Genomic DNA, 21,340 nt, shown 5'->3' with positions numbered 1-21,340 from the left:
GCCGTCCCCCGCAAGTGCGCGGCATCATCCGCTACGAAGGTCATCCATGCCCCACAGCCAAACCTCTGCACCTCGCGACAGCCTCGCCGGCGTACGCCTCGCGCGCGGAGCATCGCCGTGGCTTCTGCCGACCGTCGCCACCGCAGCCGTCAGCCTTCTCCGCTCCCGCCGCTCGGGCGCGGCGAAGGCCGTCGCCGTTCCCGCCACCGCGCTGGCGGCGGGGATGCTGTGGTTCTTCCGCGACCCCGAGCGCGAGATCGCCCAGGGCCGGGTCATCTCGCCCGCCGACGGTGTGGTGCAGAGCATCATGCCGTGGAAGGACGGCCGCACCCGCGTCGCGATCTTCATGAGCCCGCTCAACGTCCACGTGAACCGGGCGCCGCTGTCCGGCACGGTGACGTCGGTCGAGCACATCCCCGGTGGCTTCGTTCCCGCCTTCAACAAGGAGAGCGAGAACAACGAGCGCGTGGTGTGGCACTTCGACACCGAGCTCGGCGACATCGAGATGATCCAGATCGCCGGCGCGGTGGCCCGCCGTATCGTCCCCTACCTGCCGCAGGGCACCAAGGTCGAGCAGGGCGAGCGGATCGGTCTCATCCGGTTCGGCTCGCGCGTCGACCTCTACCTGCCCGAGGGCGTGGAGGTCGCGGTCGAGGTGGGACAGAAGACCGTGGCTGGGGTGACTCGCATTGACCGTGATTGATCCCGAGACACAGGCCGGCTGGGTCCCGGAGGCCGACGAGGCGGACGACGAGGAGGAGATGCCCCTCTCGCTCCGCCTGTCGATAGCGGACACCCTCACGCTCGGCAACGCCACGTGCGGCTTCATGGCGGTGTACTTCACCACCACCGGCATCCTGATCCCGCACCTCACCGGCAGCCAGGAGACCGGCATGGCCCGCCACAGCGCGGCCACGGCGGTCATCCTGATGCTCTGCGCGGCGGTCTTCGACCTGTTCGACGGCCTGGTCGCGCGCAAGTTGCGCTCCTCGCCGATGGGTGCCGAGCTGGACAACCTCTCGGACCTCATCAGCTTCGGCCTGGCGCCGGCGTACTTCGTCCTCGTCTACGGCATGGTCGCCGACGACGCGCACCAGCGGGTGGCCGCGGTGGGGGCGATCGTCGTGCTGCTGGCGGTGGTGCTGAGGCTGGCGAGATTCAGCTGCGTCACGGTGAAGGACGGCACGTTCCAGGGCATGCCGTCGCCGTTCGGGGCGCTGACCGTCGTCTCGATCGTGCTGCTGGAGCTGCCCTTCGTGGCGACGCTGCTGGCGATCCTGGGGACGGCGTGGCTGATGGTGAGCCGCGTGGAGTACCCCAAGCCGCGGGGACGCCTCGCGGTGGCGATGCTGTCGTGGATCGTGCTGAGCATGGGGCTGCTGGCGGCGTGGGCGTTCGACGCGCCGAGCGGACAGCTGCTGCTCCAGACGGGCTGTGCGCTCCAGCTGGTGATGGGGGCGGTGATCCCGCTGTTCGCCACGGCGCGGCGGGTGAACAACTTCCGTGACAATCGGCGGGAGGCGCGGGCGGCGCAGTTGCCGTAGCGGCGCGTGTGCGGATGTCGGGCCCCGGAACCGGAATGGTTCCGGGGCCCTTCGCCGTGTCGGGCACCCGGGGGCGGGAGCCCGGAGGCGGGACAGCCCCTTGATACGACCTGGCACGGCGGGGGCGGCGCGTGCTGCGGCCGGTCCTCCGGACCACGCCGCGGACGCGAGGCCCCGGCACGCGCATCCGCGGCGCTGCGCGTCGGTTGCCGACCCTCCGCGTCGGCGCTCTCCCCCGCCGTGCAGCTGCACGCACCGGTCCCGCTCACGGTGGCGACAAGGCGCCCTCGTCTCCCTGCGTCCTGCTGTGAACGACAGGCGGCCCTAGCTCAGGAAGTCGCGGGCGATGCGCTCCGCGGTGCGCTCCAGGATCGGTCCCGCGTCCGCGATGCACTTCGACACGTCGGGCTCGATGTCCGTCAGTGCGTAGGCCCGCCGGATCCCCGCCCGCCCCAGCACCTCGGGCGGCAGCGCCAACCGCCCGCACACCGCGACGACCTCCTTGTCCGCCGCGCGAGCCGCCGCGGCGACCCCGGCCGGCGCCTTGCCGTGCAGGGTCTGCCGGTCCAGGGAGCCCTCCCCGGTGATGACGAGATCCGCCCGCTCGAGCGCGGCGGCGAAGCCGAGGACGTCCAGCATGACCTCGATGCCGGGCCGGAACCGGGCGCCGAGGAGCAGCGCACCGAAGCCGATGCCGCCCGCCGCCCCCGCGCCCGCTGAGGCCGCGTACTCGGCGGCCTTCGGCCCCACCGCGTCCTCGAGGACCTCCGCGAAGTGCGCGAGCGCCGCGTCCAGCCGCTCCACGTCGTCCGGCGAGGCCCCCTTCTGCGGACCGTAGACCGCCGGTGCGCCCTTCGGCCCGGTCAGCGGATTGTCGACGTCGCTGGCGAGCACCAACCTGACGGAGGCGAGCCGCGGGTCCAGCCCGGACAGGTCCGCCGTCGCCAGTTCGGCGAGGCCTCCCCCGCCCGGTTCCACCGGCTCGCCGTCGGCCTTCAGGAACCGTGCGCCCAGCGCGGCCAGCATGCCCGCACCGCCGTCCGTGGTGGCGCTGCCGCCGACCCCGAAGACGAGGGTGTGCGCGCCCTCGTCCAGCGCGGCCCGCAGCAGCTCGCCCGCGCCGTACGTGGACGCCGCGAGCGGTGCGAGGACGCCGTCCGGCAGGCGCTGGAGCCCGCTCGCCTCGGCCATCTCGACCACGGCGGTACCCTCGCGCAGCGCGTACGCCGCGGTCACCTCGTCGCCGACGGGGCCGGTGACCCGTACCTCCCGCCGTGCGAATCCGGCCGCGACCGCCGCGGCCACCGTGCCGTCGCCGCCGTCGGCCACGGGCAGGGCCTCGACCGAGGCGTCCGGTACGACCCGGCGCAGGCCCGCCGTGACCCGCTCGGCGACCTCCACGGCCGTCAGGGATCCCTTGAACTTGTCAGCGGCGACGAGCACCCGCTGTGCCGACTGCGTCGTTCGAGTGCCGCCCACTGCAGCGTCCGCCACTTGCGTTCCCCTCGCTCTCCGGGCCCCGCACGTGTTGTCAGGGCCAGTCGCGCCGCTGTGACCCTAACCGGCGGGCGCCCGCGCCGTCATGCCGTGCCATCCCGTGGACCGGCCGAAAGGAGCGGTGGGGACGCGCGGCCGGGTCCGTCATCGGGTAGACCGGACCCATGACCGCTGTGGACACGGATTCAGGGCTCGCCGACCGCATCCTGGGGGGCTGGCTGGGCCGGATCGCGGGCAACATGCTCGGCAAGCCGGTGGAACAGGGCGAGGTGTGGACGCGGGAGCGCATCGACCGCTATCTGCGCGATACGGACGCGCTCCCCCTGACCGACTACCTGCCCGAGCCGCTGAGCGGGAGCACCGGCCCGCAGCTGCGCCCGGAGTGGCGGGCCTGCGTCCGCGGGCACGTCCACGGCAGCTGCCGCGACGACGACGTCGACTACGCGATCCTCGGCCTGGACCTGCTGGAGACCCACGGCTTCGGTTTCACCACGGAGCAGGTGGGCGCCCTGTGGCTGCTGCGGCTGCCGTACCTCCAGACCTTCACCGCGGAGCGGGCGGCGTACCGGAACCTCGCGAACGGGCTCAGGCCACCGCTGACCGCCACGTACGACAACCCGTACCAGGAGTGGATCGGCGCCCTGATCCGCGCCGACGTGCACGGCTGGACCTCGCCCGGTGCGCCGCGCCGCGCGGCCTCGCTGGCCCGCAGGGACGCGGTGCTGTCGCACACGGGCAACGGGGTGTACGGCGCGATGTGGGCGGCGGCACTGGTCGCGGCGGCGTTCACGGCGCCGACGGTGCGACAGGCGGTGGACGAGGCGCTGGGGGTGGTCCCGGCGAGCAGCCGGCTCGCCCGCACCGTGCGCCGGGTCGCCTCCCTGCACGACGCGGGGATGTCCTGGGAGGACACGCTCACCACGATGACCGAGGAGACCGTCGGCCTGGGCTGGATCCACGTCGTGCCGAACGCGGCCGTCCTCACCGCGGGGCTGCTGTACGGCGACGGCGACTTCACCCGCACGATCGCGCTGACCGTCCGCGGTGGACTGGACACCGACTCCAACGGGGCGACGGCGGGCTCGGTGGCGGGCGTGTTCCGCGGGGCCTCGGCGATCCCCGGGCAGTGGACGGTGCCGCTGGAGGACACGGTGCGCAGTGCGGTCTTCGGCTTCGACGGTGTGCGGATCAGCGAATTGGCGGAGCGGACACTGCGGCTGGCGCAGACCGGGGTCTGAGGCCCGGGGCGCCGCCGGTCATCAGGTCTCCGGCTGCGGGGCCGGCATCGGAGGCACATGTTCCGTGCTCAGGCCCCCTCGGTATGTGCTACCAAATGATCGTCATGATCATCACGCCGGCGTCACCAGCCCCTGCCGAGTCGCCGGTGTCACCGGCCCGACCCCGTGGGGAGCCCGAACACACATGCATGACGGAGCCGCCCGCCGCTCCACCGCGGTCGTCCTGGGTGCCGGCGCCACCGGACTCTTCGCCGCCGCGGCGCTCACCGCGTTCGCCGACGTCGTGATCGTCGAGCGGGACCGGCTGCCCGAGCGCCCGGAACCGCGGCGCGGTGTCCCCCAGGCCCGGCACGCGCACATCGTGTGGAGCGGCGGCGTCCGCGCCATGGAGGCGCTCCTGCCCGGCCTCGCCGACGACGTGGTCGCCCGGGGTGGACGGCTGGCCCGCATCATGGGCGACACGGTCTCCCGCGCCCCGAACGAGGTGTGGTTCCGCCGCTTCGTGTCCACCCACCACCACAACGTCGTCTGCTCGCGCGACCTTCTCGACGCGGTGATACGCGACCGGGTGCTCGCCGACCCGCGCGTCACGCTCCGCGAGCACACCACCGCCCTGTCGCTGGAGGGCGACGCCGCGCGGGTCACGGGGGTGCGGGTGCGCACCGGCGAGGAGGAGCTCACGCTGGGCGCCGACCTCGTCGTCGACGCCTCCGGCCGCGGTTCCCGCGCCGCACTGTGGCTCACCCGCCTCGGCCTGCCCCGGGTCGCCGAGCGGGAGGTCGACGCGGGCATCGCCTACGCCACCCGCCTCTACCGGGCCCCGGGCGCCGCGGGCCACGGCTTCCCGATGGTCAACGTGCAGGCCAACCCGGCCAAGCCGCCGGGACGGGGCGGCGTCCTGCTGCCCGTCGAGGACGGGCGGTGGCTGGTCACCCTGGCCGGCACCCGCGGTGGGGAGCCCACGGCCGACCCGGACGCGTTCGTGCCGTTCGCCCTGAGCCTCGGCGACCCGGTCATCGGCGAGCTGCTGCGCGGCGCCGAACCCCTCGGCGACGTCGCCACCACCCGCGGCACCGGCAACCGGCGCCGCTACTACGAGAAACTGAAGCACTGGCCCGACGGCTTCACCGTCCTCGGTGACGCCGTCGCCGCCTACAACCCGGTGTACGGGCACGGCCTGGCCGTCGCCGCCCGGAGCGCCCTGGCCGTCCGCGACGTCCTGCGCTCCACCGGCCTCACCGTCCCCGGCACGGCGCGCCGGCTCCAGCGCGCCGCGTCGCGTCCCGTCGCCGCGGCCTGGGACCTGGCCGTCGGACAGGACGCCTTGTACCCGGGCGCCAGCGACACCCCGCCCACCGCGACGGAGAGGTTCCTCGCCCGTTTCGTGGACCGGGCGGTCGCCACCGGCGCCCGCAATCCGCGCGCCCTGGGCGCCCTGCTGGACGTGATGAGCATGGAGCGTCCGGCCACCCGGTTGTTCTCGCCGGACATGCTGGTGCCCATGCTGTTCGGCCCGCGCAGGCCCCCGCTCCAGGGCCCGCCGCTGACGGAGGCGGAACGGCGCGCCGCCGGACTGTGACCCCGCCGTGCGGCGACCAGGCGCGCGCCGCACGTGCCGAGCACGAGACCGGCGTGTGCTGCCGCGCGCCCGGCCGGACGGCCGCCGGCCTCACAAGCGGACTGTGGCCCGCCGGCCCGCCGTTACCCTTCCCGCATGACCACCACCCAGGACTTCGCCGCCTACGTCGCCTCGCTCCCCCGCGTCCTCGCCGGCGCCGCCGCCCTCTTCCGGGACGCGCGGGGCAGGGTCCTGCTCGTCGATCCGAACTACCGCGAGGGGTGGACGCTGCCGGGCGGCACGATCGAGTCGGACGACGGGGAGTCCCCGCGCGAGGGCGCGCGACGCGAGACGGCCGAGGAGATCGGCCTGGACCGCGAACTCGGCCGGCTGCTGGCCGTGGACTGGGTGCGGGGGCCGGGACGCCCGCCGCTGGTGGCGTACCTGTACGACGGCGGGGTGCTCGGCGAGGACGACCTGGCGGCGATCCGGTTGCAGGAGGAGGAGTTGCTGTCCTGGCGGCTCGTGCCGCGCGAGGAGCTGACCGGGTATCTGCCGGGTGCGCTCGGCCGCCGGGTGCGGGTCGCTCTCGACGTGCTCGCCGAGGGCTCCGGCACCGCGGAGCTGGAGGAGGGGCACCGGGTGCAGTGACCCGGGCCCGGCCCTTATTCCGCTCGCCCCTCCGGCACCCGCCGCCCTACCCTCGGCTGCATGAGCAAGCCCCTCGTAGCCCTCCTCAGCGGTGCCGGTATCAGCACGGATTCCGGCATCCCCGACTACCGCGGCCCGAACGGACTGTGGCGCCGTGATCCGGAGGCCGAGAAACTCGTGACGTACGAGTACTACATGGGCGATCCGGAGATCCGCCGCCGGTCCTGGCAGATGCGGCGCGGGAACCGGGCGCTGCAGGCCGAGCCGAACGCCGCGCACCGGGCGGTGGCCGAGCTGGAGCGTTCCGGGGTGCCGGTCCGGGTGATCACGCAGAACGTGGACGGGCTGCACCAGCTCGCCGGGATGCCTGCCCGCAAGGTGCTCGAACTGCACGGCTCGGTGCGGAGCGTGGTGTGCACCGGGTGCCACGCGCGGGGGCCGATGGAGGAGGCGCTCGCCCGGGTCGAGGCCGGTGAGGAGGATCCGCCGTGCCGCGAGTGCGGCGGCATCCTGAAGTCGGCGACGGTGATGTTCGGCGAGCGACTCGATCCGGTGGTGCTCGGCGAGGCACTCGCGATCAGCAAGGCCTGCACCGTCTTCATCGCCGTCGGCACCAGCCTCCAGGTCCAGCCCGCCGCCGGCCTCGCGGGCGTGGCCTCCGACCACGGCGCCCGCCTGGTCATCGTCAACGCCGAGCCGACGCCGTACGACGACCTCGCCGACGAGGTCGTCCGCGAGCCGATCGGCACGGCGCTGCCCGAGCTGCTGCGTCGGCTGGGCGCCGAGAGCCGGCTCTGACCGCCCGCCTCCTTGTCGGCTGCTTCGGGAGGCGGGCCGGTCCGGCTCGGTCGCCGGGGTCCGACCGGATGTCGTCCCCCGCTTCTCCTCACCCCCGCCAGGGCGTTGATCCCCACGGCACCGCACACGTCCACACAGCAGTGCACATGCACAAAGGGACGGGGGGATCCGGCGTCGCCGCTCCATCGATCCCGTGGTGAGCGCGTGTCCACACTTCCGGGACAGAACGTCAAGCCTGAACCAGGAGAGCGGCTCATGACGGCGTACACCAAGCACTTCATCGACGGCGAATGGGTCCCGGCCGGGAGCACCGAGACGATCGAGGTCATCAGTCCGGCCGACGAGAAGGTGATCGGGTCGGTACCGGCGGGTGTCCCGGAGGACGTGGACCGGGCGGTGCGCGCAGCGACCCGCGCCTTCGAGGAGTGGTCGCAGGCATCCCCGGAGTACCGCGCCGACTACCTGCGCCGGATCCACCGGGCACTGGAGGCCCGGGCCGAGGAGATCGCGCGGCTGGTGGCGCGTGAGGTCGGCACCCCGGTGCGGGAGAGCCGTGTGCTGCAGTCGGGGTTGCCGGTCCTCACCTTCGGGCAGGCGGCCGAACTGGCGGCCGGCTACGACTTCGGTCCCGAGGAGATCGGCAACTCCCATGTCGTACGGGAGCCCGTGGGCGTGGTCGGCTGCATCACGCCGTGGAACTTCCCGCTGCACCAGGTGTCGCTGAAGGTGGCTCTCGCGCTCGCCGCCGGGTGCACGGTCGTGCTCAAGCCCTCGGAGGTCGCCCCTCTGTCCGCGCTGCTGCTGGCGGAGGTCACCGAGTCCGTGGGCCTGCCCGCCGGGGTGTTCAACGTGGTCACCGGATACGGACCGGTCGTGGGTGAGGCGCTGGTGTCGCACCCCGACGTGGCGATGGTGTCGTTCACGGGATCCACGCGCGCCGGGCGCAGGGTGGCCGCGCTCGCGGCGGACACGGTGAAGAAGGTGGCCCTCGAGCTGGGCGGCAAGTCCCCCAACGTCATCCTGGAGGACGCCGACCTGGAGGCCGCCGTCACCGATGGTGTCGCCAAGTGCTTCCTCAACTCGGGGCAGACCTGCATCGCGCTCACCCGGATGATCGTGCCGCGCGAGAAGCTCGCCGAGGCCGGCCGGATCGCCGCCGAGGTGGCGAGCGGCTACCGCGTGGGGCATCCGCTCGACGAGGAGACACAGATCGGCCCGATGGTCTCCGACGTCCAGGTCAAGCGGGTGCGCGACTACATCGCGGCCGGTGTCGCCGAGGGCGCCACCCTGCTGACGGGCGGTCCCGACGCGCCGCACGAGGGACCGGGCTACTTCGTGGCGCCCACCGTCTTCACCGATGTCAGCAACGACATGACCATCGCCCGGGAGGAGATCTTCGGGCCGGTGCTGTCGATCATCCCGTTCGACACCGAGGAAGAGGCCGTCGCCATCGCCAACGACACCCCGTACGGCCTGGCCGGGGGTGTCTGGTCCGGCGACCCCGAGCGGGCGCGGGCCGTCGCCCGCCGGATCCGGGCCGGGATCGTCGACGTGAACGGCGGAGCGTTCAACCCGCTGGCCCCCTTCGGCGGATACAAGCAGTCGGGGGTGGGGCGCGAAGCCGGACGTCTGGGCTTCGAGGAGTTCCTGGAGACCAAGGCCATCCAGCTCTGACACGAGCGCCGGCCGGCTCCGAACGGGTGGCAGTGGGCACCGGCCGCACGTCGGCCGGGCACCTGCCGTCTCGGGTACGGCCGCGCCCGGCATGGCCGAGAGTCCACTCCACTCCCGTCGGCACCGACCGGCATCATCGGGTGGCCGGGGGCGGTCGCCCGAGAGAGGACACAGAATGTACGACTACATCATCGTGGGTGCCGGATCCGCCGGCTGTGTACTCGCCGCCCGGCTCAGCGAGGATCCCGGTATCCGCGTGCTGCTCGTCGAGGCCGGCCCGGCCGACGACGCGCAGGAGATCCACGTCCCCGCGGCGTTCGGCAAGCTCTTTCGCAGCAAGTACGACTGGGACTACCTCACCGAACCCGAGCCCGGTCTGGAGGAGCGCCGCCGCTACCTGCCGCGCGGCCGGATGCTCGGCGGGTCCTCCTCCATGAACGCCATGATCTACATCCGCGGCCATCGCCTCGACTACGACGCCTGGGCCGCCTCCGGGGCCAAGGGCTGGGGCTGGGACGACGTCCTGCCCTACTTCCTGCGCTCCGAGGACCACCATGCCGGCGCATCCGCCTGGCACTCCGCCGGCGGGCCGCTCCCGGTGAACCCCGGCCGCTCCCGCAACCCGCTGATCGACGCCTTCGTGGCGGCGGCCCAGGAGGCCGGACACCCGTTCAACCCGGACTTCAACGGGCCGGTCCAGGACGGCGTCGGCTACTACGAACTGACCCAGCGGAACGGTCTCCGGTGCAGTACGGCCGCCGCCTATCTGCGTCCCGCGATGGAGCGTCCGAACCTGGAGGTGCTGACCGGGGCGCAGTGCCACCGGATCCTCCTCGACGGCGGCCGGGCCACCGGCATAGAGGTCGAGCACCGCGGCACCACCGAGGAACTGCGCTGCGACCGTGAGGTCGTCCTCTCCGCGGGCGCCTACAACTCCCCGCAGCTCCTGATGCTGTCGGGTATCGGTCCCGCCGACGAGATCGCGGCCCATGGCATCACGCCCCTGACCGACCTGCCGGTGGGCGAGAACCTCCAGGACCACCCGCACCTGTCCGTCGTCCACCTCACGGACACCGAGACCCTGTTCACCGCCGAGACCGCCGAGAACGCCGCGCTGCTGGCCTCGGAGGGTCGCGGTCCGCTCACCTCGAACGTCGGCGAGGGCGGCGGCTTCTTCCGCACTGCCGAAGGGCTCGATGCCCCGGACGTGCAGATCCACGCCGTGCCCGCCCTGTTCCATCAGGAGGGCCTCGGTGCCCTCACCGACCACGGATTCCACATGGGCGCCGTCCTGCTCACTCCCACCAGCCGCGGAAAGGTGACACTGCGCTCGGCTCTGCCCAGCGCCAAGCCCAGGATCCTGCACAACTACCTGACCACCGAGGAGGACCGGGCGACCGCGGTGCGCGCACTGCGGCTGCTGCTGGACATCGCGGGACGGCCCGCGCTCCGCGCGCACCACCGGGCGGACTTCGTCGTGCCGGAATCGGACAGCGATGCCGGCCTCCTCGCCTACGCGCGGCGGGTGCTGCAGACCCTCTACCACCCCACCAGCACCTGCGCCATCGGCCCGGTGGTCGACCACGAGCTGCGGGTGCACGGCGTGGCGGGGCTCCGGGTGGCCGACGCCTCGGTGATGCCGTCCGTCGTGCGCGGCAACACCAACGCTCCGACGATCATGATCGCGGAGCGGGCGGCCGACCTGATCCGGGGCACGGCGAACACGGCGGCCGGGGTGTAGCCGGGCCCGGTCGTTGCCGTGCGCCGGTGGCGGCTCACGGATCGGCCGGGCCGCGGCACACGCTGTGGCCTGAACCCCGGCCGGCGCCCTCGCCACAGTCGCCACGCGTGGCTAGTCTGCCCACGTGGCCCGGTCCTGACCGGGCGACGGCCTGTCGGGCGGGACCGCCCGGGCGGTCCCGCTCACCTCGCCGCGGGAGCATGCATGACCCTCACCTCGCAGGAGCAGGGCATACGCCAGGACAACGGCGTACGCCACCTCACCGATGTGCTGCTGCCGGGGATCGACCGGTACGCGCAACGGCTCGCCGACCGGATCTCGGTCGAGGAGGACGCCTACCGCGACCACTGGCACGTCGGCCACGACCAGCTGCGCACGGCCTGCGCGGACAATCTGCACGCCATGATCACGCAGCTGGGTCGGGACAGCCTCGACCTGCGCGTGCCGCGGGACACGGGCCGTTTCAAGGCCGAGCACGGTGTGCCGCTGTCGGCGGTGACCCACGCCTACCGGGTCGCGGGGCGGTTCCTGTGGGAGTGCATCCTCGCCGAGGCCGGAGACACCGTCCCCCGGGAGATCCCGCACGCCGCCACCGCCGTCTGGACGGTCAGTGACGCCTTCACGGACGCCGTCGCCGAGGCGTACCGCGAAGCGATGACCGAAAGGGCGCACCGGGACAAGCAGGTCAGGAGCCTGCTGCTGGCCGCGCTCCTCGACGGCCGGCTGGAAGAGGGCGCACATCTGTGGGAGTGCGCGGACGCGCTGCGGCTGCCGCAGCGGGGGGTCTTCGCGGTGGTCAGCATGGAGGCCGCCGCCGCGGGCGGGGCGCCGACGCGCGAGGAGGCACCGCACGACGTGGAGCGCGCACTGCGTGCGATGGACGTCTCGTCGGTCTGGAGGGTGGAGGACGGGGCCGTGGTGGGGCTGCTCTCCCTGAAGTCGGAGCGGCGGCTCTCCGGGGCCACCGAACTGCTCCGCCTGCGCGGTGCGGGGCGGGTGGGGGTGAGCGCCCTCTTCCACGGCCTGGAGCACGCGCCGGCCGCCTTCCGTCAGGCACGGCTCGCCTGCGCCTGTGCCGAGCCGGGCACGCGCGAGGTCGCCTCCTACGGCGACTCGCCGGTCCGGCTGATGGTCGCGAGCGCCCCCGACTCGGCCGAGCACGCCGTGCGGCAGGTGCTGAGCCCGGTGCTGGAACTCCCGGATCACGAGCGAGACGTACTGCTGCAGACGCTGGCCGAGTGGTTCGACTCCGGCGGATCCGCCGCCGAGACGGCGAACCGGATGTACTGCCACCGCAACACGGTGGCCTACCGGTTGCGGCGGGTGCAGGAACTCACCGGGCGTTCGCCGGCCGATCCGGTCGGGGCGAGCGAGATCCACCTGGCGCTGGAGGCGCACCGCCTGCTCGCGGGCCTGCCGCGTTCCGGGACGACGTGACGCGGCCCAGGGTGAGCGCGGACCGGGCGGCGCCCGCTCCGCGGTGACCCCGCCCCGCCCCGGGCCCGCGCCAGGAACCGGTAATCCGCCCGGGGCACCGGGGACCACGCGGAGGGTGTCGAGGCTCGTGACGCACGAGCGGACCGCGCCCGTGCGGATGGGCGGTCGTCGGGAGCGCATTGCTTCGACGGTCCGTGGGACGCAGTCCGGGCAGCAGGTGAAGGCGTGCACGACGACCTGCCGGTTGCCGTGCGCGGGCACCGGACCGGGGCCACTCGGCCGGCCGACCCGCCCCTCATCCACCCCGCACGGGTGGTCATCGGCAGGGCCTGCCGCGGGAGGCGCGCGGGCCGCCGCCGCTTTCGGGCACTCGGTCGCCGCGACCGGGCTCCGCTCTCGTGGACGACGGCCCTGCGCGGACGGCGGCCGGCGCGCGACGCCGTACGACGCGGTGTCCCCGGGCGCGTTCGCTGCGCCCGGGGACACCCGGCGGTGGCGGTCGGTCCGGCGGTCCGGACGTCGGGCGGCCGTGGGGCCTCGGCTACCCCCGGGCCGTCTCCGCGGGGGCTCCCGCGTCCGCGAGGACCCGAAGCTCCGTCTGGGCGTACGGCGCCCCGCTCGGCTCCCGGGCGTCGAGGAGTGAGCCCACCCAGCCCAGGAGGAAGCCGAGCGGGATGGAGACCACCGCGGGATTGCTGAGCGGGAAGACGGAGAAGTCCCGGTTGGGGAGCAGCGCTGTCGGGCTTCCCGACAGGGCCGGGGAGAGCAGCACCAAAATCACCGAGGAAAGCAGTCCCCCGTAGATGCTCCACAGCGCGCCCCTGCTGGTGAAGCCCTTCCAGTAGAGGGTGTACAGCAGGGCCGGCAGGATCGCGGAGCCGGCAATGGCGAAGGCCAGGCCCACCAGGAACGAGATGTTCTGGCCCTGGGCGTACAGCGACAGGCCGGTCGCGGTGACGCCCACCAGCACGCCCGCGCCCTTGGCGACGAGGAGTTCGCTCCTGTCCGATGCCCTGCCGCGCATCAGCCCCTTCTGGAAGAGGTCGTGCGCCAGTGCGGTCGCGGCGGCCAGGACGAGCCCGGCGACCACGGCCAGGACCGTGGTGAAGGCGACGCAGGAGATGAGGGTGATGAGGAACGCCCCGCCGAGGAACTCGGCCAGCAGCAGTACCGCGGAGTTGCCGGTCGGGCTGTCGGCGGCGATGGTGTCCCGGCCGAGCAGCGCCACGGCTCCGAAGCCGAGGACCGCGGCCAGCAGACAGAACACCAGCGTCAGCCACGTCGCGATGGTCACCGACGTGCGCGCCTCGCGTGCCGTGCGCACCGCGCCCAGCCGCATCAGCAGGTGAGGCAGGCCGGCCGCGCCGAGGATCACCGCCAGTTGCAGGCTCAGCGAGTCGAGCCGTCCGACGCCGTCCTCACCGTAGCGCACGCCCGGTGCGAGGAAGGAGTCGGAAAGGCCGCTGCGGGTCGCGGCCCGCTCCAGCAGGCGCGCGGGGTTCCAGCCGACCTCCGACATGACCAGCACCGCGAGGTAGCCCCCGCCACCGAGCAGCAGAACCGCCTTGACCAGCTGGACCACGGTCGTGGCCCGCATCCCGCCGATCACCACGTAGATGATCATCAGGATGCCGAGCGAACCGACCATGATCTGACGGGCGCCCGTTCCGTCCAGGCCGAGGATGGGCGCCGCCAGCGATCCGGCGCCGACCAGTTGCGCGGTCACGTACACCAGGCAGATGACGAGGGTGGCGAGTCCGGCGGCCAGATGCACGGCCCGTGGGCGCAGCCGCCGCGCGAGAGTGTCGCCGATGGTGTAGCGCCCGGTGCTGTGATACGGCTCTGCGATCAGCAGGAGGATCACGATCCAGGCGACGATCGGGCCCAGGAAGTAGGCGATTCCGTCGTACCCCGTCAGGGCGAGCACACCGGGCGAACCGAGCAGGGTCGCGGCCGACATGTAGTCGCCGAACAGGGCAATGCCGTTCCGCGTCGGGGTGAGAAGGCCGTCGCCGACGTAGAAGTCACCCGGGGTGACCCGGTCCGTGGTGACCCAGATGGCGAGGAAGAGCGCGCAGCACACGAAGGTCGCGAAGACGACGATCACGGGGAAGCCGGAGGAGGCCAGTTGCACGGCGACGGTCATCGGGTGCTCCCCCGTCCTGCCAGTTCTTCCAGCCGGCTCCTCACCCGGGCGCTGTCCGGGTCGATGGAGGTCCTGGCGTGGCGCCCGTACCACCACACCGCCCAGCCGGTGGTGGCGCACTGGAGCAGGCTCAGCGCCAGACCGATGTTCAGCGGCCCCGCCAGGCGTACCCCCATGACGTCACGCGCCTCGCCCGCCAGGAGGGCGTTCACCAGGCTGAACACGACGACGGCGCCGGCGACGGTGAAGACGGGGCGCCCGCGCGCCTTCCGCAGCCGCAACAGGGCCGGCTCCGACCGCATGTGCTCGAGCGGCGACGGGATCAGCGTGCGGTGGGCGGCCTCGTCCCACGGCCGGAACGACGGAGACGGTGCCGGCTCGGCCCGGATGCCGGGGGTGGGTGACGAGGACCCGGCGTCGGCTCCGCGGACGTCGCGGTGGGCGTCCCGGGCGGGCGGCCGAGGGCCGCCGGGGGCCGCGCCCGCACCTGGCGCCTGCGGCGGACGGGGTTCGCTCCACCGGTCCGCCGACCACGGGGGGCCGCCGCCGCCAGGCCGCGGCCCGCCCCCGGACGGTGCACCGGAACCGTCCTGTCCGGCCTGCGGAGGGAATCCGTACCGGGGACGGGATTCCCTTTCCGGAGGTGTCGGGGCGGGGCTCATGACGCACCTCTCAGGTGCCTCGGACGATCCCCGTCCGGAGCCCCGGCTCGGGCGCGGTACGCGTCACCGGCCCGGTCCCGCCCCAGGTCCCGCGCCGTGCGAAGGGCCCAGCTCCGTCGTGCCGAGCACCGGTCCCGGTCCCGCGTCAGCTCCTCCGACAGGGCGTCGGCGTAGCGGCGCTCCACCGCGTATGTACCGCCGAGGGCCGCGGCGGTGTCGGCGACGGCCCGGCGAAGCTCCGCGTCGGAGTACAGGTACTCGTGGTCGAGCCCGCTCAGGTAAAGCGCCGGGGTCGGATGGGGATCCCCCTGCGGGGGCGGCATGGTGCGGCTCATGGTTCGTCCTGATGTCGGTGATGGGTCGTCGGAGGACAGGGGAGCTGCCGAGGTGCCCACTGGCTCATGCGATGCGGTCGACGGCCAGCTCTCCTGCCGCGTAGCTTCGGCGCAGCGCCTTCTTGTCGAACTTGCCGACCGATGTCTTGGGCACCTCCGGGACCGAGGTCCAGCGCTCGGGCACCTGCCATGCGGCGACCTTCCCGGCGAGGAAACGGCGCAGTTCCCCGTGTGCGGTGGTGCTGCCGTCCTTGAGCACCACCGCGGCGAGCGGCCGCTCGCCCCACGTGTCGTCGGGGACGCCGACCACACATGCCTCGGCCACCGAGGGGTGCGCCATGAGGTGGTTCTCCAGCTCGACGGAGGAGATCCACTCACCGCCCGACTTGATGACGTCCTTGACCCGGTCGGTGAGGGTGAGGAAGCCGTCCGCCGTGATGGAGCCGACGTCACCGGTGCGCAGCCAGCCGTCGTGGAACTTCTCCGGGTCGTCGTCGAGGTGGTAGGAGCCGGTGATCCAGGGGCCGCGGACCTCCAGCTCCCCGACGCTGCGCCCGTCCCAGGGCAGCACGGTGCCGTCCTGGCCGATGAGCCGGGCCTCGACGGGGGCCGGGAACCTGCCCTGGCTGAGGCGGTAGCGCCAGGCGTCCTCGCCCTCGGTGCCCTCGGGCTCGCGGGCCAGGGCACCGAGCGGGGAGATCTCGGTCATGCCCCAGGCGTGCAGCAGCCTGATGCCGAACTCCTCCTCGTAGGTGCGCATCAGGGAGGGCGGGCAGGAGGATCCGCCGACGACGGCCTCCCGGAGGCTGGAGATGTCCGCGTCGCGGTGCTGCTGGACATGGCCGGCGAGTCCCTGCCACACCGTGGGCACGCCCGCTCCCTTGTTGGGGCGGGAGGCGGCGATGAACGCGGCGAGAGGCGCGGGGGCGAGGAAGCGGTCGGGCATGGCGAGCGAGGCTCCGGTCAGGAACGCGGCGTACGGCAGGCCCCAGGCCTGGGCGTGGAACTGCGGGACGATGACGAGCAGCCGGTCGGCGGCCGAGATGTTCATCAGATCCGGCAGGCTGATGCCCAGCGAGTGCAGGTAGAGCGAACGGTGGCTGTACACGACGCCCTTGGGGTGGCCCGTGGTGCCGGACGTGTAGCACATGCCGGCCGCCTGGTCCTCGTCCACGTCCGGCCAGTCGTAGGTCCCGGGCCGGCCCTCCAGCAGTTCCGCGTAGTCGTGGACGCTGACACCGGGCGTCTCGGGCAGGGCCGCGGAGCCGGCCGGCTTCCCGTTGACGATGACGTGCCGGACGGTGCGCATCTCGGGCAGCAGGGTGGCGAAGACCGGCAGCAGTGAGCCGTCGACGATGACGACGGTGTCCTCGGCGTGCTGGGCGATGTAGGTGATCTGCTCGGGGAAGAGACGGATGTTCAGGGGGTGGATCACGGCGCCCATGGCGGGCACCGCCAGGTAGGCCTCCAGGTGCTCCTGGTTGTTCCACATGAAGGTGGCGACCCGGTCACCCGGCCGCACGCCGAGGCCGGACAGCGCGTGGGCGAGCCGGGCGGCGTTGCGGCCCACCTCGGCGTAGGTGGCCGTCCGGGTGCCCGTGTCGGTGGCGGTGGTGACCTCGCTGCCGCTGTGCAGGGTGGCGCCGTGCTCCAGCAGGCGGCGGATCAGCAGCGGGACGGGCTGCATGGTGCTGCGCAAGGGGGTTGTGCTGGTCATTCGCTGGCATTCCTTTGTTGATCTACGGTCCGTCAGTCGCGCCGGTACGTGGAGCCGAGCTCGGAGGTGAACAGCTCCTCGACGACCGTCGTGCCGCCTTCCGTCCCCGCGTCGGCTCGAGGATGTACGCCTCGCGTGCGGGAATCCGGCCCGAGTCGGTGAAGTCCGGCGGGGCGACGAGACCGCTGGTGTCCACCCGGGACTGGTTCCTCAGGGCCGTGAACAGGGCCCTTCCCGGTGAGTTCCCTTCGGATCGCGTACGTGGGGCATCCGGCCTCCGTCGTTCCGGCGCGGGGGTGGCGCTGGCCGCGATCCTGGGTTGTGCACCCCGTTCCGGGTAGCTCCAGGCGGAGGTATTCCTTCGGAGGTCTCCATTCGGAGATGGTCGGCGCCCCGGGAACCGGCCAGGATGTGCGCACCCGGGCGGATCACCTCCGCTTCTGGTCCACCGGGCGGGAGGCACCTACGATGGCTGACGTGCCAGACAGCAGGCGGACCCGGCCGGTGCCGGACCCACTGTTTGAGCTGACCGAGGGATACAGCCAGATCCTCGCGCTGCTCGACCAGTCACTCGCCATGCGCCGGGTGGTGGACGAGGTACCGGACCTCACCGGCGTGGACGTGGCCTGGGTGGGGGAACCGGACGGCGAGGACCGGCTCGTGCTCGGTCACACGGTGAACGCGCGCACCCCCGCCGTCGAGGGTCTCGTCGTACCGACCGGGTGCGGGCTCGGCGGTCAGGTGATGCTGCGGCGGTCCCCGCTGTGGGTCAGCGACTACCGCCGCTCCGACACCATCACGCATCACTTCAACGCCCAGGCGGAGACCGAGGGCCTGGGCGCGATGATCGCGGTTCCGGTGATCCACGAGGGGCGGCTGCTGGGCGTGCTGTACGGCTCCAACCGGGACACCTCCCCGTTCGGCGACCGTACGGCTGAGTCCCTCCAGAAGGCGGCCGGCCGGGCCGCGGCGGCCGCGGTCGTCGCCGAGCGGGCCCGCCACGCGGCGGAGATCGCCGTCCACGAGGAGCGGCGCAGGCTCGCGATGGAGCTGCACGACACGGTCGGCGCCATGCTCTTCTCCCTCGGGGCCGGCATCCGCACGCTGGCCGGTGAACTGCCCGCCGGGGACGCGGTGTCCGCGCGCCTCACCGACCTGGAGGAGCAGGCGGTCCAGGCCGCCGCGGCGCTGCGCGTGTCGCTGCACGCGCTGCACGCACCGCCGGAGGAGGTCGCCCTAGGTGTCGCCCTGCGCGGCCACTGCCGGGCGTTTCAGGAGCGCACCGGGGTCGTCGCCCGGCTCATCATCGTCACGGAGGTGCCCGGCCTCCCGCCGGCCCGGATCAAGGCGCTGGCCGATGTGACGCGCGAGGCGCTGCTGAATGTGGAGAAGCATGCGCGGGCCCGCTCCGTGGTGGTGAGCGTCTTCACGCACGCCGGAAGGGTCGGCGTGACCATCGCCGACGACGGTGTGGGCCTGCCGCCGGGCGACCGGCCCTCCGGCGGGCTCGGCCTGGCCACCATGGCCGAACGTCTGGAACGCGTGGGCGGTGAGGCGCAGGTGGGCCGCAACGAGGACGGCGGCGTGAGTGTTCAGGCATGGGTGCCGGCATGACCGAACCCAAGGTGCGCGTACTGGTCGTCGACGACCATCCGATCGTCCGTGACGGAGTCGCCATGGCACTGGGCAACGCGTCCTGGATCACCGTGTCCGGATACGCGTGTTCCGGACGTGAGGCGATCAGTGAGGTGGAGCGGCTGAGGCCGGACGTCGTCCTCCTCGACCTGCGGCTGCCCGACATGCTCGCTCCCGAGGTGATCCGGGAGCTGCGCACCCGTGTCCCCGGCGTCAAGATCGTGATCTTCACCGCGTACCCCGAGCACGCGGCCCTGGAGGAGGCGCTCGAGGCGGGGGCGCACGCCGTCGTGGTCAAGGATGCCCAGCGGTCCGATCTGGTGGACATCGTGCGGCGCGTCAACGCCGGGGAGCGAGTGGTCCGCACCAGCCCCGACCATCTGCTCAGTGTGCTGCTGAACCGGCGGCTCAAGGAGAGCGGGCTGACGCGCCGCGAGTACGAGATCCTGCGCAGGGTGGCGATGGGCGAGACGAATCCGGAGATAGCCGACATGCTGGGTCTCACCCGGAACACGGTCAAGACGTATCTGCAGCGGACGCTGGAGAAGCTGGGCGCACGCAACCGCGTGGAGGCACTGGCCCGGGCCAGCGAGCGCGGCATCCTCTGAGCGGGCCGGTCGGCCACCGGGCCCGTGCGCCGGAGAAGTGGCGGACACACGCCGTGCCGCCTCCCGGCCCGTCGCCCTAGAACAGGGCGGTCCCCCGTTCGAAGTCCAGCAGGCGCTGTTTCCGGGCCAGGCCGCCGCCGTAGCCGGTGAGGGCGCCGCTCGCGCCGATGACGCGGTGGCAGGGGACGACGATGCCGATCGGGTTGCGGCCGTTGGCGAGGCCGACGGCTCGAGAGGCTCTGGGGCTGCCCAGGGCGTCGGCGAGTTGGCCGTAGGTGCGGGTCTGGCCGTAGGGGATGCGGGTGAGCAGGTCCCAGACGCGCCGCTGGAACGGGGTGCCGTGGAGGCGCAGGGGCAGGGTGAACTCCCTCGACTCGCCCGTGAAGTAGGACGCGAGTTGTTCCCGCGCCTGCGCGAACGGGGTGTCGTCGCGGTCGCCGAAGGTCTCCTCCGGGGGGCGGTGGCGCTGGTCGGTCATGTAGAGGCCGCACAGGACGCCGTCCTCGGCGACCAGGGTCAGCGGCCCGTAGGGGCTGTCGGTCACGGTGTGCTGTTTCATCCGTCTCGGCTCTCTGTTCCTTCTGTGTCGTCCCCGGCCGTGCTCACACCGGCAGGAAATTGATCGGGTGGCCGTCCGTCGCCCACAGGTACTGGACCGCGTACGCCCGCCAGGGCCGCCAGGCCGCCGCGCGTGCGGTGAGCGCGGCCGGGGTGGAGGGCAGGCCCAGGTCGCCTGCGGCGCGGCGGATACCGAGGTCGGTGGGGAGGAAGGCATCGGGGTCGCCCAGGGCGCGCATGGCGATGACGTCGGCGGTCCAGGGGCCGAAGCCGGGCAGGGCGAGGAGCTGGGCGCGGGTCGCGGGCCAGTCGCTGTCGACGCCCAGGCGGAGATCGCCGTCGGCCAGGCGACGGACCAGGGTGGTGAGGGTGGTGCGGCGGGTGCGGGGCATGGCCAGGGCCCCGGGGTCCAGGGCGGCGAGCGCCTCGGGGGTCGGGAAAAGGTGGGTGAGGCCGCCCTCGGGGTCGTCCACCGGGTCTCCGTGCGCGGTGACCAGGCGGGCGGCGTGGGTGCGGGCGGCGGCGGTGGAGACCTGCTGGCCGAGGACGGCCCGGACGGCGAACTCGGCCTCGTCGACGGTGCGCGGGACGCGCCGCCCGGGCGCCTTGTCGACCAGCGGCGCCAGCGCCGGGTCGGTGCGCAGCTGGCCGTCGACGGCGACGGGGTCGGCGTCGAGGTCGAGCAGGCGGCGGCAGCGGCTGATGGCGACGGTCAGGTCCCGCGGGTCGGTGAGGGTGAGGCAGCAGGCGATGTGGTCGGGCCGCGGGGCGAGGGCCACGACGCCGTGCCCGTACGGCAGCCGCAGCGTGCGCCGGTAGGCGCCGTCCCGCCACTCCTCCACGCCGGGGACGGCGGTTGCCGCGAGGTGGCCGAAGAGGTTGTCGGGGTGGAGCGGGGCCCGGAACGGCAGGCGGAGGGTGAGCGCTCCGGAGGTTGGGGCGGGGCCGCCCGGGGCTCCCTTCGGCACGCGGGCGCGCAGCTCGCTCGGGGAGAGGGCGAAGACCTCTCGGACGGTGTCGTTGAAGGTGCGGATGGAGGAGAAGCCCGCGGCGAAGGCGACCTGCGCCATCGGCAGCGTGGTCGTCTCGACGAGCAGGCGCGCGGTCTGGGCGCGCTGGGCGCGGGCGAGGGCGAGGGGGCCCGCGCCCAGCTCGGCGAGCAGCTGGCGTTCGACCTGCCGCGTGCTGTAGCCGAGCCGGGCGGCGAGACCGGGCACGCCCTCACGGTCGACGACACCGTCGGCGATCAGCCGCATGGCGCGGGCGACGAGGTCGGCGCGCCGGTTCCACTCCGGGGAGCCGGGGCTGGTGTCCGGCCGGCAGCGCTTGCAGGCCCGGAACCCGGCGTGCTGGCAGGCCGCCGCGCTCGGATGGAACACCATGTTCTCCGGCTTGGGCGGCACCACCGGGCAGCTGGGCCGGCAGTAGATGCCGGTGGTCAGGACGGCCGTGAAGAACCAGCCGTCGAACCGGGCGTCCTTGGACCGTACGGCGCGCACGCAGCGCTCGGTGTCGGTGTGCATCCCCGTCTGCATGACTCC

At 73.2% G+C, this 21,340-nt stretch carries 18 protein-coding genes; 11 read left to right on the top strand and 7 right to left on the bottom strand.

Features of this window, described 5'->3' with window-relative positions; genetic code table 11:
- Positions 1 to 46: 46 nt before the first annotated feature.
- The gene (locus ACFYOV_RS10250) at positions 47 to 703 is read left to right on the top strand and encodes a phosphatidylserine decarboxylase (RefSeq protein ID WP_389085263.1); all 657 of its coding nucleotides are present in this window, start codon (positions 47 to 49) and stop codon (positions 701 to 703) included.
- Between the two features lie 58 nt (positions 704 to 761).
- Complete coding sequence (gene pssA / locus ACFYOV_RS10245; protein ID WP_050810223.1) at positions 762 to 1,544, top strand: CDP-diacylglycerol--serine O-phosphatidyltransferase; 783 nt, start codon at positions 762 to 764, stop codon at positions 1,542 to 1,544.
- Positions 1,545 to 1,868: 324 nt separating this feature from the next.
- Here the strand turns inward: pssA and ACFYOV_RS10240 are convergent, their stop codons facing one another.
- Positions 1,869 to 3,038, bottom strand: coding sequence for a glycerate kinase (locus ACFYOV_RS10240; protein WP_389085261.1), 1,170 nt, complete (start codon positions 3,036 to 3,038; stop codon positions 1,869 to 1,871).
- A 167-nt stretch (positions 3,039 to 3,205) separates the two neighbouring features.
- Between ACFYOV_RS10240 and ACFYOV_RS10235 the strand changes: the two genes are divergently transcribed.
- The 7 genes from ACFYOV_RS10235 to ACFYOV_RS10205 all read left to right on the top strand — a co-directional run bounded on the left by ACFYOV_RS10235 (position 3,206) and on the right by ACFYOV_RS10205 (position 12,138).
- Positions 3,206 to 4,279: an ADP-ribosylglycohydrolase family protein gene (locus ACFYOV_RS10235; protein ID WP_389085258.1), complete on the top strand. Its 1,074-nt coding sequence runs from the start codon at positions 3,206 to 3,208 to the stop codon at positions 4,277 to 4,279.
- 184 nt (positions 4,280 to 4,463) lie between these two features.
- Positions 4,464 to 5,858, top strand: coding sequence for an NAD(P)/FAD-dependent oxidoreductase (locus ACFYOV_RS10230; protein WP_389085256.1), 1,395 nt, complete (start codon positions 4,464 to 4,466; stop codon positions 5,856 to 5,858).
- Positions 5,859 to 5,993: 135 nt separating this feature from the next.
- The gene (locus ACFYOV_RS10225) at positions 5,994 to 6,488 is read left to right on the top strand and encodes an NUDIX domain-containing protein (RefSeq protein WP_389085253.1); all 495 of its coding nucleotides are present in this window, start codon (positions 5,994 to 5,996) and stop codon (positions 6,486 to 6,488) included.
- Between the two features lie 60 nt (positions 6,489 to 6,548).
- Positions 6,549 to 7,286, top strand: a complete 738-nt coding sequence (locus ACFYOV_RS10220; RefSeq protein ID WP_389085251.1) for an NAD-dependent deacetylase — start codon at positions 6,549 to 6,551, stop codon at positions 7,284 to 7,286.
- Positions 7,287 to 7,541: 255 nt separating this feature from the next.
- Positions 7,542 to 8,960 carry an aldehyde dehydrogenase family protein gene (locus tag ACFYOV_RS10215; protein ID WP_389085248.1) on the top strand — a complete coding sequence of 473 codons (1,419 nt, stop codon included), beginning with the start codon at positions 7,542 to 7,544 and terminating at the stop codon, positions 8,958 to 8,960.
- A 175-nt stretch (positions 8,961 to 9,135) separates the two neighbouring features.
- The gene (locus ACFYOV_RS10210) at positions 9,136 to 10,701 is read left to right on the top strand and encodes a GMC family oxidoreductase (protein WP_389085246.1); all 1,566 of its coding nucleotides are present in this window, start codon (positions 9,136 to 9,138) and stop codon (positions 10,699 to 10,701) included.
- Positions 10,702 to 10,905: 204 nt separating this feature from the next.
- Positions 10,906 to 12,138: a PucR family transcriptional regulator gene (locus ACFYOV_RS10205; RefSeq protein ID WP_389085243.1), complete on the top strand. Its 1,233-nt coding sequence runs from the start codon at positions 10,906 to 10,908 to the stop codon at positions 12,136 to 12,138.
- Positions 12,139 to 12,679: 541 nt separating this feature from the next.
- Here ACFYOV_RS10205 and ACFYOV_RS10200 read toward each other — a convergent pair.
- The 4 genes from ACFYOV_RS10200 to ACFYOV_RS10185 form a co-directional block, all read right to left on the bottom strand.
- A complete protein-coding gene (locus ACFYOV_RS10200; RefSeq protein WP_389085241.1) occupies positions 12,680 to 14,284 on the bottom strand; it encodes a cation acetate symporter in 1,605 nt (534 codons plus the stop codon).
- A complete protein-coding gene (locus tag ACFYOV_RS10195; RefSeq protein ID WP_389085238.1) occupies positions 14,281 to 14,586 on the bottom strand; it encodes a DUF485 domain-containing protein in 306 nt (101 codons plus the stop codon). The genes ACFYOV_RS10200 and ACFYOV_RS10195 overlap by 4 nt, the downstream gene beginning before the upstream one ends.
- Before the next feature lie 356 nt (positions 14,587 to 14,942).
- Positions 14,943 to 15,281 carry a hypothetical protein gene (locus tag ACFYOV_RS10190; protein ID WP_389085235.1) on the bottom strand — a complete coding sequence of 113 codons (339 nt, stop codon included), beginning with the start codon at positions 15,279 to 15,281 and terminating at the stop codon, positions 14,943 to 14,945.
- Positions 15,282 to 15,345: 64 nt separating this feature from the next.
- Entirely contained in the window at positions 15,346 to 16,980 is a 1,635-nt protein-coding gene (locus tag ACFYOV_RS10185; protein WP_389085641.1) for a long-chain fatty acid--CoA ligase, read from the bottom strand.
- Between the two features lie 495 nt (positions 16,981 to 17,475).
- Between ACFYOV_RS10185 and ACFYOV_RS10180 the strand changes: the two genes are divergently transcribed.
- Positions 17,476 to 18,612 carry a GAF domain-containing protein gene (locus tag ACFYOV_RS10180; protein ID WP_389085232.1) on the top strand — a complete coding sequence of 379 codons (1,137 nt, stop codon included), beginning with the start codon at positions 17,476 to 17,478 and terminating at the stop codon, positions 18,610 to 18,612.
- Positions 18,609 to 19,241: a response regulator gene (locus tag ACFYOV_RS10175; protein WP_389085229.1), complete on the top strand. Its 633-nt coding sequence runs from the start codon at positions 18,609 to 18,611 to the stop codon at positions 19,239 to 19,241. The genes ACFYOV_RS10180 and ACFYOV_RS10175 overlap by 4 nt, the downstream gene beginning before the upstream one ends.
- Before the next feature lie 76 nt (positions 19,242 to 19,317).
- On the opposite strand, the gene ACFYOV_RS10170 is transcribed toward ACFYOV_RS10175, so the two are convergent.
- The gene (locus ACFYOV_RS10170) at positions 19,318 to 19,800 is read right to left on the bottom strand and encodes a methylated-DNA--[protein]-cysteine S-methyltransferase (protein WP_389085227.1); all 483 of its coding nucleotides are present in this window, start codon (positions 19,798 to 19,800) and stop codon (positions 19,318 to 19,320) included.
- A 43-nt stretch (positions 19,801 to 19,843) separates the two neighbouring features.
- Complete coding sequence (locus tag ACFYOV_RS10165; protein ID WP_389085224.1) at positions 19,844 to 21,334, bottom strand: AlkA N-terminal domain-containing protein; 1,491 nt, start codon at positions 21,332 to 21,334, stop codon at positions 19,844 to 19,846.
- Positions 21,335 to 21,340: the final 6 nt, after the last annotated feature.

Origin of the sequence: Streptomyces sp. NPDC005931, assembly GCF_042871235.1 — a bacterium.
Taxonomy (GTDB): domain Bacteria; phylum Actinomycetota; class Actinomycetes; order Streptomycetales; family Streptomycetaceae; genus Streptomyces.
The sequence above is the reverse complement of the archived record's forward strand: the minus strand, read 5'-3'. Positions and strand labels throughout refer to the sequence as shown.

Coding starts and splice junctions, on each gene's coding strand:
- ACFYOV_RS10250 (WP_389085263.1), top strand. CDS start 47: ATGCCCCACAGCCAAACCTCTGCACCTCGCGACAGCCTCGCCGGCGTA.
- pssA (WP_050810223.1), top strand. CDS start 762: ATGCCCCTCTCGCTCCGCCTGTCGATAGCGGACACCCTCACGCTCGGC.
- ACFYOV_RS10235 (WP_389085258.1), top strand. CDS start 3,206: ATGACCGCTGTGGACACGGATTCAGGGCTCGCCGACCGCATCCTGGGG.
- ACFYOV_RS10230 (WP_389085256.1), top strand. CDS start 4,464: ATGCATGACGGAGCCGCCCGCCGCTCCACCGCGGTCGTCCTGGGTGCC.
- ACFYOV_RS10225 (WP_389085253.1), top strand. CDS start 5,994: ATGACCACCACCCAGGACTTCGCCGCCTACGTCGCCTCGCTCCCCCGC.
- ACFYOV_RS10220 (WP_389085251.1), top strand. CDS start 6,549: ATGAGCAAGCCCCTCGTAGCCCTCCTCAGCGGTGCCGGTATCAGCACG.
- ACFYOV_RS10215 (WP_389085248.1), top strand. CDS start 7,542: ATGACGGCGTACACCAAGCACTTCATCGACGGCGAATGGGTCCCGGCC.
- ACFYOV_RS10210 (WP_389085246.1), top strand. CDS start 9,136: ATGTACGACTACATCATCGTGGGTGCCGGATCCGCCGGCTGTGTACTC.
- ACFYOV_RS10205 (WP_389085243.1), top strand. CDS start 10,906: ATGACCCTCACCTCGCAGGAGCAGGGCATACGCCAGGACAACGGCGTA.
- ACFYOV_RS10200 (WP_389085241.1), bottom strand. CDS start 14,284: ATGACCGTCGCCGTGCAACTGGCCTCCTCCGGCTTCCCCGTGATCGTC.
- ACFYOV_RS10195 (WP_389085238.1), bottom strand. CDS start 14,586: ATGCGGTCGGAGCCGGCCCTGTTGCGGCTGCGGAAGGCGCGCGGGCGC.
- ACFYOV_RS10190 (WP_389085235.1), bottom strand. CDS start 15,281: ATGAGCCGCACCATGCCGCCCCCGCAGGGGGATCCCCATCCGACCCCG.
- ACFYOV_RS10175 (WP_389085229.1), top strand. CDS start 18,609: ATGACCGAACCCAAGGTGCGCGTACTGGTCGTCGACGACCATCCGATC.
- ACFYOV_RS10170 (WP_389085227.1), bottom strand. CDS start 19,800: ATGAAACAGCACACCGTGACCGACAGCCCCTACGGGCCGCTGACCCTG.
- ACFYOV_RS10165 (WP_389085224.1), bottom strand. CDS start 21,334: ATGCAGACGGGGATGCACACCGACACCGAGCGCTGCGTGCGCGCCGTA.